7 protein-coding genes and 2 pseudogenes are annotated in these 13,339 nt (G+C 69.8%); 7 read left to right on the top strand and 2 right to left on the bottom strand.

Annotation, left to right across the window (positions count from 1 at the left end; all coding sequences use genetic code 11):
• Positions 1-40 precede the first annotated feature (40 nt).
• Positions 41-769, bottom strand: coding sequence for an esterase/lipase family protein (locus MFF21_RS07630; RefSeq protein WP_238310555.1), 729 nt, complete (start codon positions 767-769; stop codon positions 41-43).
• A gap of 83 nt (positions 770-852) precedes the next feature.
• Between MFF21_RS07630 and MFF21_RS07625 the strand changes: the two genes are divergently transcribed.
• From MFF21_RS07625 to MFF21_RS07605, 4 genes and pseudogenes are all read left to right on the top strand, one after another.
• On the top strand, positions 853-2,085 hold the full coding sequence (locus tag MFF21_RS07625) for an MFS transporter (protein WP_238310554.1): 1,233 nt from the start codon (positions 853-855) through the stop codon (positions 2,083-2,085).
• 234 nt (positions 2,086-2,319) lie between these two features.
• A pseudogene (locus tag MFF21_RS07615) lies at positions 2,320-2,427 on the top strand (type II toxin-antitoxin system PemK/MazF family toxin); the annotation flags it as partial.
• A 101-nt stretch (positions 2,428-2,528) separates the two neighbouring features.
• Positions 2,529-4,742 carry a primosomal protein N' gene (locus MFF21_RS07610; protein ID WP_238310552.1) on the top strand — a complete coding sequence of 738 codons (2,214 nt, stop codon included), beginning with the start codon at positions 2,529-2,531 and terminating at the stop codon, positions 4,740-4,742.
• Between the two features lie 55 nt (positions 4,743-4,797).
• Positions 4,798-5,157 carry a SpoIIAA family protein gene (locus MFF21_RS07605; RefSeq protein ID WP_238310551.1) on the top strand — a complete coding sequence of 120 codons (360 nt, stop codon included), beginning with the start codon at positions 4,798-4,800 and terminating at the stop codon, positions 5,155-5,157.
• A gap of 33 nt (positions 5,158-5,190) precedes the next feature.
• Here the strand turns inward: MFF21_RS07605 and MFF21_RS07600 are convergent, their stop codons facing one another.
• On the bottom strand, positions 5,191-5,586 hold the full coding sequence (locus MFF21_RS07600) for a hypothetical protein (protein ID WP_238310550.1): 396 nt from the start codon (positions 5,584-5,586) through the stop codon (positions 5,191-5,193).
• A gap of 422 nt (positions 5,587-6,008) precedes the next feature.
• On the opposite strand from MFF21_RS07600, the gene MFF21_RS07595 reads away from it, so the two are divergent.
• From MFF21_RS07595 to MFF21_RS07585, 3 genes and pseudogenes are all read left to right on the top strand, one after another.
• Positions 6,009-6,902, top strand: a complete 894-nt coding sequence (locus MFF21_RS07595) for an SMP-30/gluconolactonase/LRE family protein (RefSeq protein WP_238310549.1) — start codon at positions 6,009-6,011, stop codon at positions 6,900-6,902.
• Between the two features lie 55 nt (positions 6,903-6,957).
• Positions 6,958-7,250: pseudogene (locus tag MFF21_RS07590) on the top strand (trehalase-like domain-containing protein); the annotation flags it as partial.
• A gap of 771 nt (positions 7,251-8,021) precedes the next feature.
• Positions 8,022-12,992, top strand: a complete 4,971-nt coding sequence (locus MFF21_RS07585; RefSeq protein ID WP_238310548.1) for a glycosyltransferase — start codon at positions 8,022-8,024, stop codon at positions 12,990-12,992.
• Positions 12,993-13,339: the final 347 nt, after the last annotated feature.

Here is a 13,339-nt window from a genome sequence, read left to right as displayed (position 1 = left end):
CCGGAAATCCGCACCGGGCTCCTCACAAGCACGGCGCTACTTAGAACAGTTTCGCTGTGGAGGCAGCCGCTTTCGTCGCGCAAATCGCCCGGGATGTCAGCGGCGTCTCGGACGTGAAGCGGCCCTCGCACAGGAATTGGAGGGTTTCCGCCATGACGCGGCGGTTCCACATCATGGTCGCGTGCGTGGTGTGCAGGGTGAGGTGATCGGCCATGCCCGCCAGGCGGGTCCGCGCCACCGTGACCCGGCCGTCATTCGGCCCTTCGAGGAACAGCCGGGAGGCGACCGGGTCCGAGCTTCGGTCGCCGGCGATGACGCCCAGGGGATAATCGACCGGGCCGAGAAGCCGCTCCAGAGCCGCGCTGCGCCGCGTCGTCAGCTGTGCCCCGGCCGGGCCGAAGACGCGGCGATAGAGCGCGAGCCGATGGAGCGCGTCCGCGACCTCGCTGCCGCCGTTGGGCGGGCCCAGCATGACCACGCGCCCGAGGCGCGGCGGGCGGTGGCGGGTGATCAGGGCGCGCGCGAGCAGGCCGCCCATGGAATGGGTCACGAAATGGAGGCGGTCGAGGGGCGCGGCGAAGGCCGCGACCTGGGGAGCGACAGCCTCCACGAGGTCCTCGAGCGCGGCGTGCCGGGCTGGATAGCCGAGGTTGAGGGTCGCGTAGCCGGCCGCCCGCAGCCGGCGCGCCATCGGCGCCATGGAGGCCGCGCGCCGCGCGATGCCGTGGAGCAGGACGACGCCCTCCCGCGCTGGGGTCTGGCTCCACATGGCGCGTCCCGGCCCGGCTTTCCTTCGGCTGCAACCGCGCGCAGTCTCCGCATCGGAGGGAGCGGCGCCGTGCGCCCGAGCACATGGCCTCTGGAGGATCCTTGGCGGAGGGCAGGCGCATCGGCGGACGGACCGGCAGGGGGCTGCCGGGCTTCCTGCTCCTGTTCGCCGCGCTCTATGGCGCCTACGGCGCGCTCTCGCCCTTCCTGCCGGCCTTCCTTCGGGCGCGCGGCCTGTCGCCCGCGTCCATCGCGGACCTGCTCGCGGCGGCGATGCTGGTGCGTCTCGTGGCCGGCCCGCTCGCCGGGCGGATTGCCGATCGCAGGGGCGCCGCGCGGCCGCTGCTCGCCCTCGCCCTGGTGCTGTCGGGGAGTTTCGGCTTCGGCTTCCTCGCGGGGCACGGATTCGGGCTGCTCCTCGCCCTCGCCCTGCTGCAGGCGGTCGCGACGGCTCCGGTCGCGCCCCTGGCCGATGCCCTGGCCCTGCCCGCCGCCGCAGGCGGGCGTGCCTTCGAATATGGCTGGGTGCGGGCCGCGGGCTCGGCGGCCTTCATCCTGGCGAGCGCCGGGGCCGGCCGGCTTGTGGAGGGACACGGCCACGAAGCGGCCCTGGTCGCCAGCGGTGCCCTCTTCCTGCTCGCCGCCCTGGCCGCCCTGCGCCTGCCCGTGGTGCAGGCCTCCCGACCGGAATCCAGGCCCGCGAAGGACGGCGTCCGGGCATTGCTCGCGCTTCCCCGGTTCCGCCGCACCGTGCTCGCGGCCGCCCTGGTGATCGGCGCGCATGCCCTGCACGATGCCTTCGCGGTGATCGTCTGGGCGGAGCAGGGCATCGCCGCCGGGGCGGCGGGCCTGCTCTGGGCGGAATCGGTGGCGGCGGAGGTGGCGGTCTTCTTGTGGCTCGGGCCGTGGCTGCTCGGCCGGCTCGGGCCCCCGCGCGTCCTGGCGCTCGCGGCGCTGGCCGGTGCCCTGCGCTGGGCGGTCCAGGCGGAGACCGCCGCCCTGCCGGTCCTCGCCGCGATCCAGCTCCTGCACGGGCTGACCTTCGCCGCGCTCCACCTCGCTTGCCTCGCCCTGATCGAAGCTGACGTGCCGGCGACGTTGCGGGCCACGGCGCTCGCCGTCTATGGCACCCTGGGTCTGGGCCTCGCCTCGGCCCTGGTGACGCTCGCCGCCGGCCGGCTCTACGCCGCCTTCGGCGCCCAGGCCTTCCTGGCGATGAGCGCCCTCAGCCTCGCGGCCGTGCCTCTGGCCTTGTCTCTCCGAGGCGGCCACGGGGCTTCCCGGCCCGGCCAAGCCCGGCTCCCGTGGCTGCCTTGACGCCTGTCGCCCCTTCAGATCTCTCCTCGGCTCTGTCACATGTAACGCAGCGTGAGGGAGGACAGACATGCCGTCATCCGTCGGCGAGCGCGTCCGCACGCGCCGGGAGGCCCTTCGAGCCGCCGGATTGCGGCCGATCCCGAACTCGGCGGGTTCATGGATGCCGCCCTCGCCGATCTCGACGCCGAGGATGAGGCGTGAGGCGGGGCGACCTCGTCACGGTCGCGATGCCCGGCGATGTCGGTGAGGCGCGACAGGCTCGGCCCTGTCTTCGGCCGGCTCGACGACGCGACCATGCTCGCGGTGACGCGGTCGCTGGCGGTGTTCCTGGGCGTGGTCTGATTCCGATCCGCTTCCCAGGCCCGGACCAAGGTCGCGATCGGTGGTCGCGTTCGGCCTCCGCGGGACATATATAGAACAAAACGGTCCGTTTCCCTGAGCCGATGCCGCAGACCGCCGAGATCCTGATCCCCCTCGCCCTCGACACCGCCTATAGCTACGCGGTGCCGGCGGGGCTGACCCTCGCCGAGGGCGACGTCGTGCAGGTGCCCCTCGGGCCGCGCGAGACCATCGGCGTGGTCTGGGGGATCGAGGAGCGGGCCTCGGGCGGCAACCTGCGCCCGGTGACCGGTCGCCTCGACGTGCCGCCGCTCTCCGCCTCCCTGAGGACGCTCGTCGACTGGCTCGCCCGCTACACCCTGGCGCCGAAGGGCTCGGCCCTGGCCATGGCTCTTCGCCTGCCCGACGAAGCCGCGATGCGCGAGACCGTCCGCGTCGGCGTGCGGGCCTCCGGCCAACCCCCTGCCCGGGCCACCGCCGCCCGGAGCAAGGTGATGGCGGTCGCCGCCGACGGCCGCGTGCGGGGCAAGAGCGTGCTCGCCAAGGAGGCCGGCGTCTCCCTGAGCGTCGTCGACGGGCTGATCGACGACGGCGCCCTGGAGACGGTGGCCCTCGCCCCGGAGCCCGTCGCCCTGCCCCCGGATCCGGATCATCCCCGGGTGCCCCTCTCCGAGGCCCAGGCCGAGGCGGCCGCCGAGCTGGGCGCGCATCTGTCCCCGCCGCCCCCCGCGCTGCCGGCGTCCGCCCCCGTGGAGGGGATGGCGTCCTCCGATGCCGCGACTCTCCTCCTCGAAGGCGTCACCGGCTCGGGCAAGACGGAGGTCTATTTCGAGGCGGTGGCCGAATGCGTGCGCCGCGGGCGCCAGGCCCTGGTGCTGATGCCGGAGATCGCGCTGACCGCGCAGTTCCTCGACCGCTTCGCGGCCCGCTTCGGCGTGCGGCCGGCGACCTGGCATTCCGGCATCGGCGGCAAAAGGCGCGAGCGCATCCGCGCGGGCGTGGCGGCGGGCGAGATCGCGGTGGTGGTCGGCGCCCGCTCGGCCCTGTTCCTGCCCTTCGCGACGCTCGGCCTCATCGTGGTCGATGAGGAGCACGAGACCGCCTACAAGCAGGAGGACGGCGTCCATTACCACGCCCGGGACATGGCCGTGGTGCGGGGCAAGATCGAGGGCTGCCCGGTGGTGCTCGCCTCCGCCACCCCCTCCATCGAGAGCCGGGTGAACGCGGAGCGCGGCCGCTACCGCCGCATCGTCCTGCCCGAGCGCTTCGGCGGCCGGCGCCTGCCCGACATCACCGCCATCGACCTGCGCCTCGACAAGCCGGAGCGCGGGCGCTTCCTGTCCCCGCCCCTCGTCAACGCGGTGAAGACCACGCTGGCGGCCGGCGAGCAGGCGCTCCTCTTCCTCAACCGGCGCGGCTATGCCCCCCTCACCCTGTGCCGGGCCTGCGGCCACCGCTACCAGTGCCGCAACTGCTCGACCTGGCTGGTGGAGCACCGCTTCCGCCGGGCGCTGGTCTGCCACCATTGCGGCTATGCCGAGCGCAAGCCGGAGGCCTGCGTCGAATGCGGCGCCTTCGACCACTTGACCCCCTGCGGGCCGGGGGTCGAGCGCATCGCCGAGGAGGTGAGCGAATTGTTCCCGGACCAGCGGGTCATCGTGCTCTCCAGCGACTTTCCCGGCGGTGCCGAGCGGTTGCGCCAAGAACTGGAGGCGGTGGCGGCGGGCGAATGCGACATCGTGGTCGGCACGCAACTCGTCGCCAAGGGCCACAACTTCCCGCATCTGACGCTGGTCGGCGTGCTCGACGCCGATATCGGGCTCGCCACCGGCGATCCCCGGGCGGCGGAGCGAACCTTCCAGCTCCTGCAGCAGGTCACTGGCCGGGCCGGGCGCGGCGAGCGGCCGGGGCGCGCCCTGGTCCAGACCTATCAGCCGAACCACCCGGTCATCGCCGCCCTGCTCTCGGGGGATGCCGAGCGCTTCTACGAGGAAGAGATCGCCGCCCGCGAGGCGGCGGGGCTGCCGCCCTTCGGGCGCTTGGCGGCGCTGATCGTCTCGGCCAACGAGCGCGAGGCGGCGGAGGCGTATGGCCAGGCCCTGGCCCGCGCCGCCGATCCGCCGGAGGGGGTGATGGTGCTGGGGCCTGCCGAGGCGCCCCTCGCCCTGGTGCGTGGGCGCTACCGCTTCCGCCTGCTTGTCAAGACCGAGCGGGGCATCGACATCCAGAGCTATCTGCGGGACTGGCTCGCCCGGGCGCCCAAACCGCGCGGAAACGTGAAGGTCGCGATCGACGTGGACCCGCAAAGTTTCCTATAGTCCTGCGCGGATCCGCTTGGGGGCGCGTCGCCCCGCGAGTCGAGGAGCGCGCACCTTGCTGAGCTACGACAAAAAGCCCGATTCCAACGTCGCCGAGATCGTGGTCGACGGGAAGATCACCGACGAGGAGATGAACGCGGCCATCGCCAAGATGAAGGCCGATCTCGATGCCGGCGGGAAGCTGCGGCTCCTGGAGGATGTGCGCGCCTTCGAGGGCATGGAGCCCGCCGCCTTCTTCAAGGACGTGCGCTTCGGCCTGGCGCTGATGAAGGGGATTAGCCACGTCGCCCTGGTCACGGACGCGTCCTGGCTGCGCATCCTCGCCGAGAGCTTCGGCCGGCTCTCCCCCGCCGAGATCAAGGTATTCGACCGCGCCCGCATCGAGGAAGCGCGGAGCTGGCTCGCCACGGCGTGAGCCCGAAGGAGCGGGCCTCGCGCCCGCTCGCTCTTATTCGGCCTGGGCGGTCCGCACGGTGCTGCGCCGCGCCGTCCAATGGCCCGAGCACAGGGCGGAGACCCGCCAGGTGCCGGCGCCCGAGCGGGCCTGGAGGCGGCCCGAGGCGCTGCCGCTGGCCGCCGCGGTTGCGACGTTGAGGCCGACGCTGCCATCGGCGCCGACCCGGCCCGTCACCGTGGCGCCGCTGCTGGCGGCCCGGGAGACCGGACGCACCTGCCCGTCCTGCACAGTGAGGGAATAGCTGTAGCGGGTATCGCACAGGCCGCTCTCGGTCACGAGCTCCACCGACCAGGTGCCGTCATAGGTCCCCTCCCCCGCCGTTGCGGGGACAGCCGCGGCCGCCGCGAGACCGGCGGAGAGGGCGAGCTGGGCGATGAGCTTCGGCATGGATCCCCTTGCGCAGGATGCGACGAACCGCCGACGGCGGCGCCGTCGTCCCGCGAATCGTCCGTGGATGAGAGGCGTCCTTCTCGCCGGGAGAAGGGGCAAGAATAAGACCAGAGCCAAGCTTGACCGGCTTTCATCCGCGAAAGTCGATGCAAAGAACCGGCCACGCTTGAACAGCCTGCCGAGGAAAGGCCACAGGACTGCTGAACGCAAGGTGACGCTCTTGATGAAGCCCTTGCCGGCGGACGCTGTGCCTTGAGCCGCGGCCGGCCGCGATGCTGCTGGCGGGGATGATCGATCAGAATATCGGGATGAAGAACCGACGATATGCGTGGTGCAGAACCTCACCCGACAGGCCAGGGACTTTGGAACTTTGACGGTCATCGGGCGTCGACGGGCTTTGCTGCCAGGGAAGTCTTGTTTTGACGCAGATCACCTCGGCCCGTATCCTTGAGGCGCCCCGCTGTCATCTCGGCGAAGGGCCGAGCTACGATCCGGAGACCGGCACGGCCTGGTGGGTCGACATCCTCGAGGACCGCCTGTTCGAGATCTCTCTGCGGGAGGGCGGCGGCCCGGCCCGGGTCCATAAGTTGCCGATCACCGCGAGCGGCGTCGCCGCAATCGATTCCGGGCGCCAGCTGCTCGCGGCGGCGGACGGGCTCTACCTGCGCAGCCTCGCGGATGGGCGCCTGAGCCTCTACTGCCCCCTGGAGGCGGAGGAGTCCGCGACCCGCTCCAATGACGGGCGCGTCCATCCCTGCGGCGCCCTCTGGATCGGCACCATGGGGCGTGGGGCGGAGCCTGGCCGCGGCGCGCTCTATCACGTCGCCGGCACCCGGGTGACGCGGCTCTACGCGAACCTCACCATCCCCAACGGCATCGCCTTCGCGCCGGACGGCGCCACCGGCTATTTCGTGGACACGGACGAGGGCGTCCTTCACCGCGTCGCCCTCGACCCCGCCACCGGCCTGCCCGTTGCCGCGCCCGAGACGCATTACGACCATCGCGGCGGCGAAGGCGGCATCGACGGGGCTGCCGTGGATGCGGAGGGGCTGATCTGGACCGCCCGCTTCGGCGCCGGCTGCCTCGACGCCTACAGCCCGGCGGGGAACCGGGTGCGCAGCCTCCCCGTCCCGGTCCGGCAGCCGACCTGCCCGACCTTCGCCGGGGCGGATCTCGACCGGCTGCTGGTGACGAGCGCCTACGAGGGCATGGACGCGGCCGCCCGCGCCGCCGATCCGGAGCACGGGCGCACGCTTCTGGTGGAGATCGGCGTGCGCGGCCTGCTCGAACCCGCCTTCCGCCTCGCTGCCTGAGCGCCCCGCCTTCGCCGCCCATTCCACCCGAACCACGGCGCCCGGAAGGAGTCCCATGCCCCGTTCCGAGACCGAGCGCCCCTACCCGCCGATCGAGGCCTATGCTCTCTGAGCAATTGCGAGGGCTGCGCCCTGGTCGCCCGGGATGGCGCGATCGACTGGGCCTGCCTGGAGCGCTTCGATGCCGATCCGGCCTTCTCGCGCCTGCTCGACCGGCGGCGCGGGGACTTCTTCACGATCCGCCCGGCCAAGCGTTTCGAGACGGTGCGGCAATACCTGAGCCGCAGCAACATCCTGGAGACGACCTTCCCCACGGAGCACGGCTTCGTCATCCTGCACGACTTCATGGCAATTTTCTGAAATTATATTGCTATTTCCTGTGTTTGATTTTTTCTTGATTTGCGAATGTTTCATGAATATTTCCGGCTCCCCCTGTGCCTGGCTCTATTTCGGAGGAAGAAAGACAAATTCTCGTAAGGGGCAATCAAAGAATATTGAAAACATAAAATGCTGTTTCTGCGACATCGCGGCCAAAGCACGTGAATTTCCGGGGTGTCGAGGCCCGATTGCATCGGTCAAGGCGCGATCAAGGCTTGATTCGACGTATGCCGCATCCTGCCAACTCTTCGCTTGGTAGAGTAGAATCTTTCCAATGCAACCAGAGCGCTTGCCGCCGGCGAGGGGCTGGTCCATCATGGCGCGTCGTCACAGCGCAGGTCGGGGGATGGCGCCGAGCTTCAGTCGCAGCGAACCGATGCCGGAAGGGCTCTGATCAGAGCGCCCGCCAAGTGCGTCGCGCCCTCCCCCTCCGACGATCGGCAGGTCCGTGCAGGATCCTGTCAGTGGCGACGGTCGGCATCCCGGATGACGTTTTTCTCACGGCCGCATGGCTGTGTAAAGGATTGGTAATTGATGCCGAAAGAAAGTGTTCATATTGTTCTTTCTGATCGCGGATGGATACTTGAAAAGCTGGCGAAAGAAATCAGCGATCGCTATGATTATGTGACATACGATACGAACTCCAATCCTGAAAGTGCAATTCAGTATTATATTACGTATGGCTGCAGGACGGGGCGCGTTTCCGCGATCGAAGCGGCCCTGTTCACGCATCAGGAAGAGGTGTCCTCGGCGAAGGAGCGCTTCGTCCGCATGGCCGGCGAGATCGACGTGGCCATCGCGATGTCGCATGCGACCGGACGAATCCTGAGGGAGAACGGCGTCGATTGCCATGTGATCTCGCCCGGCGTCGATCTCGACCGCTTCGTACCGCGCATCAAGATCGGCGTCGTCGGCCGCACCTATCATACCGGCCGGAAGGGCGAGGCCCTCGTCGCCGCGGTGCAGGACGTCCCGGACATCGAGTGGCACTTCACCGGCGACGGCTGGCCGGGGCCGGCCGAGCACATCAGCGAGGAACGGCTGCCCGAGTTCTACCGGTCGATGGACTACATCCTGGTGCCCGCGACGATCGAGGGCGGCCCGATGTGCGTTCTCGAAGCCCTGGCCTGCGGCGTGCCGATCATCGGTTCGGATGTGGGCTGGGTTTCGGAATATCCCCATCTCGCATTCGAGAAGGGCGATGCCGCGTCCCTGCGCGCGGTCCTCAACGGCATCCGGGCGGAACGCTTCCGGTTGCGGGAGGCCGTCGCCGCCCGGACCTGGGACGACTGGGCGGACCGGCACCACGCTCTGTTCAGCGATCTGTTCCGGCGCGTCCCCGACCGGACGGCGACGACGGTGTCGGCGCCGAGACACGTCAAGCGGGCGGCGCTCGTTCTGCACGGCGTCGAGCGCGCGGCCCTGGGCGGCCCGTCCGTGCGCGTGCCGGAGACGGCGCGGGTCCTCGCCTGCGAGGGCATCCGGGCCGAGGTGCACTGGTCCAACGCCCCCGATCTCGCCGATGTCGATGTCGTTCACGGCTTCAACATCTGGACCACGGGGACGGCGGTCGGCTTGGCCCGCCGTGTCCGGCGGCACGACCGGCCGTTCGTGTTCTCGCCGATCCTCCTCGAATTGCGCGACCGGGACCATTGGGCCATCGACATTCCCAATGTCTTCCGGCGCAGCAGCAGCGTCGCGGAGGTCGACGGCCTCCTCGATGCCCTGCGCGAGAAATACGCCTGGCTCGCGCAGCGGGGAGCCCTGCCCGAGCCGAGCCCGGACTATGCCGAGCGGCTGCGCGAGATCGGCGCCCTGTCGGACGGGTTCATCTTCCTCAGCGAGAAGGAGAAGGCCCTGTCGGCGGCGTTCGGGACGCTGCCGCCGGTCCATCGCGTCGTCCGCAATCCGGTCGATGCCGAAAAGTTCGCCTCCGGCGACCCGGCGCTCTTCCGGGAGGAGTTCGGGCTCGAGGACTACGTCCTCACCATCGGCCGCATCGAGAGCCGCAAGAACCAACTCCTGCTCGCCTATGCGCTGAACGGCACGGGCATTCCCCTCGTCATCGTCGGCCACAGCGTGGAGCCGGATTACGAGGCCCTGGTGCGCAAGGTCGCCGGCGACAACGTCGTCTTCGCGGGCCGGATGGAGCCCGGCTCGCCGCGTCTCCTCTCGGCCCTGGCGGGCGCGCGCGTCTTCACGCTGCCCAGCTTCTGCGAGGGCGCGCCGCTCGCCGCCCTCGAAGCGGGTGCGGCCGGCGCGAACATGGTCCTCAGCGGCCGGTCCGGCGAGAGCGAGTATTTCGGCGCCTTCGCGCGCTACTGCGACCCCACCGATCCCCGTTCGATCAAGGCGGCGATCCTCGAGGCCTGGGCGAACCCCTTCTCCGAGGAGCAGCGTTCCGCCCTCAAGGCGCATGTCCGGACCGCGTTCTCGTGGGAGCGCTACGCGCGGGAGACGGCCGAGGTCTACGAGGAGGCGGTCCGCCACCATGCCGGCCGCACCGATCGGCGAGAGGAGGCCCTTACCGTCGCGGAGGCCGGACGACCGCCCCAGGAGGTCGTCTTCGACGTCACCACGAATGCGGTGCACGGCGCCCTGAAATCGGGAATCACGCGCGTCGAGCGGGCCCTGGCCCAGGCGCTCGCCAGGACGAGCGTCAAGGTCCGCTTCGTCGCCTGGGCCAGCGGCGGCCAGTTCCAGGAAGTGCCGCCCGACGTCGTCCATTCGGGCACGATCAAGTATTTCCTGGACATGCATTCCGATGACCTGGCGCACGGGACCTTCGCGCCCGGCACGCCCTTCGTGGTCACCGGCAGCGGCTGGATGCAGAACAACGCCTATGCGGAGGGCCTGTCCCAGTTCGCCGGGTTGCATCACCTCAATCTCTGCGTCCTGATCCACGATCTGACGCCGACGCTGTTCCCGTTCTGGTATCAGAAGGGCTACTCGAACAATTTCAACAAGAACTTCACGACCCTGATGCGGTCGGCGGATCATTTCCTGGTCTATTCCGAGAGCACCAAGGCGGATCTCCAGCGGTTCGCGGCCGAATCCGACATCGACCTCGCCGGCATCTCGAAATTCCGCCTGGCCGACGAACTGGACGTCGTCTCGGAGGAGCAGAAGAGCCAGAGCGCCCGCCTCCGGGATGTGTCGAAGGCGTTCGGCAGGACGCCTTTCGTCCTGAGCGTCGGGGCGATCCACGCCCGGAAGAACTACACGCTCCTGAAGGACGTCTGGGTCTCCCTGGCGGGGAAGCTCGGCGAGGCCTGCCCCCATCTGATCATCGTCGGGGGCGTCTCCTGGAACGGCGAGGACACGGCGCGCTCCCTGTCCGAGGATCGGCGGATCGCCCGCTTCGTCCATATCCTCGACGACATAGACGACGCCTCGCTCGACTGGCTGTACGCGAACTGCCTGTTCACGGCCTATCCCTCGCTCTACGAGGGCTGGGGGCTGCCGATCGGCGAGAGTCTCAATTACGGGAAGGTCTGCGTCGCCTCGAACACCTCCTCGATGAGCGAGATCGCGCCGTCCCTGACCGATCTGCTCGACCCGCAGAACCGGCAGGACTGGTTCACGAAGATCCTGTTCTATGCCGGCTCGCGGACGGCCCGTCAGACGCGCGAGGCCCAGATCAAGGCGCAGTACCGGACCACGACCTGGCAGGATTCGGCGAAATCCCTGATCGAGGCCCTGCCGCTTCGTTGCCGCAAGACCGAACGCTTCCGCTACAATCTCGGGGCGGGCGTCTCCCTCGGCGATCTGCGGTCGGCCGTCCTCTACAAGACGGGCGGCTGGCACGGCGCCGAGAAATGGGGGTCCTGGGCCTCGGAGCGGCGCTCCTCGATCCGCCTCGATCTGGTGGCCGAGGATCTCGACGAGGATCTCGTCTTCGCGGCCGTGATCACCTCGGCCGTCAAGAAGCCGCGACTGATGTGCGGGCTGAGCGTCAACGGCGTGCGCGTGGCCGACTGGCACCTGCCGGCCGGCGGCCCGGCGCTGCGCAGCGCCGTCATCCCCCGCAGCGCGATCGGCCCCGAAGGCCGGTTCGCCCTCGATTTCCACTTCGATCATGTGCGCAGTGCCCGGGAGCTCAACCCGGCTTCGCAGGATCTGCGCAATCTCGGTCTCGGTGTCTCCAAGTTCATCCTGCTGCGTCCGAAGGAGCCCCTCAACCTCGCGAAATGGCTGGTGCACGACGAGCAGGCCAGCGACGAGCTCGTGGCGGGACGGTGGCTGACGGGCGGTTCGGAGCTGTTCCGCGCGGGGGTGAAGGCGCCCTTCGCGGTCGATGGGCTCGGCGCGCGCCCCACCTCCGGAATCCTCTCCCTGAGACTGCCCGCCGCGCCCGCGGCAGGCGGCCTCGACGTGACCCTCGTGGTCGCCGCGGAGCCGGCCGGCGGGCCGCCGCTCCGGATCAACGCGGCGGTCAACGGCATCCGCCTCGACCGGGTCGTCCTGTCGGACGACCAGCCGCGGCCCGTGCGTGTCCATGTGCCGGCCAGCGCGTTCCTGACGGGACGCCCGGTGGATCTGCAGCTCTCGCAGGAGGGGGGCGCCGCGAGCCCGTCCTTCGGCCTCCTGGGTCTGCGGATCGACCGGCCGGAGACGCATCCGAGTGCCGGCCCTCCGTTCCTGCCGATGGGGATCAGCGTGTCCCCCGGCAATCCGGCCTATGCCGAGTTCTGGCAGGGGCTGCTTTCGGTGGGCTGGTACGATCCCGAGAAGGTCGGACAATGGTCCATCGCGGGGCTCGGCGTCGCATCCTTCCGGCTGCCGGCCGAGACGAGGGACCGCCTCCTCCGCCTCCGCGCGGCCCGTCTCTCGAGCGGTCCCGCCTCGACCGTCGAGCTGGTCTCCGGAGAGCGTGTGGTGGGCGTTCTCTCCTTTGCGGAGACCGCGGGGCCGCAGGTGGTCAGCGCGGAGGCTTTCGTCGATCTCACCGAGCTCGCCGCGGAGGCTGCGGATGACAGGGCGGTCGAGATCGCCTTCCGTGGCATCCGGCCCGTCTCGCCGCGCAAGCTCGGCCTTTCGGCCGACGACCGCCTGCTCGGCCTCTGCCTGCAGCAGATCGCGACGGTTCATCTCCCGACCCTGACGACCGGCCAGCGCCACGCGGCCGGGGATCACCCGGACACGCCCTTCCAGTTCGCCGGCTGGCACGAGGCCGAGCCGGATGGGCGCTGGACCGCGCAGAGCGCGGCGCAGCTGCTCTTCAGGCTGCCGAACGACCTGCGCGGCGGCGAGGCGTTGGTGCTGCGCCTCGTCATGATCGCGAACGGAGAGCCGCGGCATGTCGCCCTTCTGGCGGAGGGGAAGCCCGTGGCGCAGGCCGATCTGTCGGTCGAAGGCGTCTACGACCTGGTCGTTCCCGTCCGGGATCTCGGCCGGTCCGCCGGCGCCTTCGTGGCCCTGGAGCTCACCGTCGACAGGCTGTTCCGGCCCTCCGAGATCGGGCTCGGTCCCGATGGCCGGCTCCTGGGGTTGATGCTGCACCATGTCGAGATCCGGGACGGCGACACCGAGACGCGAAGCGCCGGCATGCATCTCCTGCCGCCGCCGCCGGCCTTTCAGCCGGACCTGATCGCCGCCGCCGATCCGGCCGAGTGGTCCGCCCTCCCGGTCGAGACGCTGCCGGGCTCGATCGCCGATGTCGGGCTGCGGGCGGCCGCCGATGTGAAGCAGGAAGTCGACGCAGAGACCTGAAACCCGTCGCGGGGCCGCAGGCCGGCCGGATCGAGCGGTGGTCGCAGCCCCCGAGCGGGCCCGCCGCAGCCTGGCTCGCGTGCACAACTACAAAGTGATAGTGCTTGCGTGGTCGCGCCGGATTCTGTCTTGGATTGCGGGAAAATTTCACATTCGAGAAAAGTTCGTGGAATATTCAGTCGCGGATTGTCCGATTGTTCGAGAAAGACGAGACGCTATGGAAGGCTCACGGCGGCGTGAATCCAGATTGCAAACGGGTAAGGTTCCATGTAGCCAAGCGGAATGGCAGAAAATTCGCTGAGAATCTGTCGATATGTTCCCCAGGACGCGGGCGTCTCTGACGCAGG

Source organism: Methylobacterium organophilum, assembly GCF_022179465.1.
GTDB lineage: Bacteria > Pseudomonadota > Alphaproteobacteria > Rhizobiales > Beijerinckiaceae > Methylobacterium > Methylobacterium organophilum.
The sequence above is the reverse complement of the archived record's forward strand: the minus strand, read 5'-3'. Positions and strand labels throughout refer to the sequence as shown.

Coding starts and splice junctions, on each gene's coding strand:
- MFF21_RS07600 (WP_238310550.1), bottom strand. CDS start 5,586: ATGCCGAAGCTCATCGCCCAGCTCGCCCTCTCCGCCGGTCTCGCGGCG.
- MFF21_RS07610 (WP_238310552.1), top strand. CDS start 2,529: ATGCCGCAGACCGCCGAGATCCTGATCCCCCTCGCCCTCGACACCGCC.
- MFF21_RS07625 (WP_238310554.1), top strand. CDS start 853: ATGGCCTCTGGAGGATCCTTGGCGGAGGGCAGGCGCATCGGCGGACGG.
- MFF21_RS07630 (WP_238310555.1), bottom strand. CDS start 769: ATGTGGAGCCAGACCCCAGCGCGGGAGGGCGTCGTCCTGCTCCACGGC.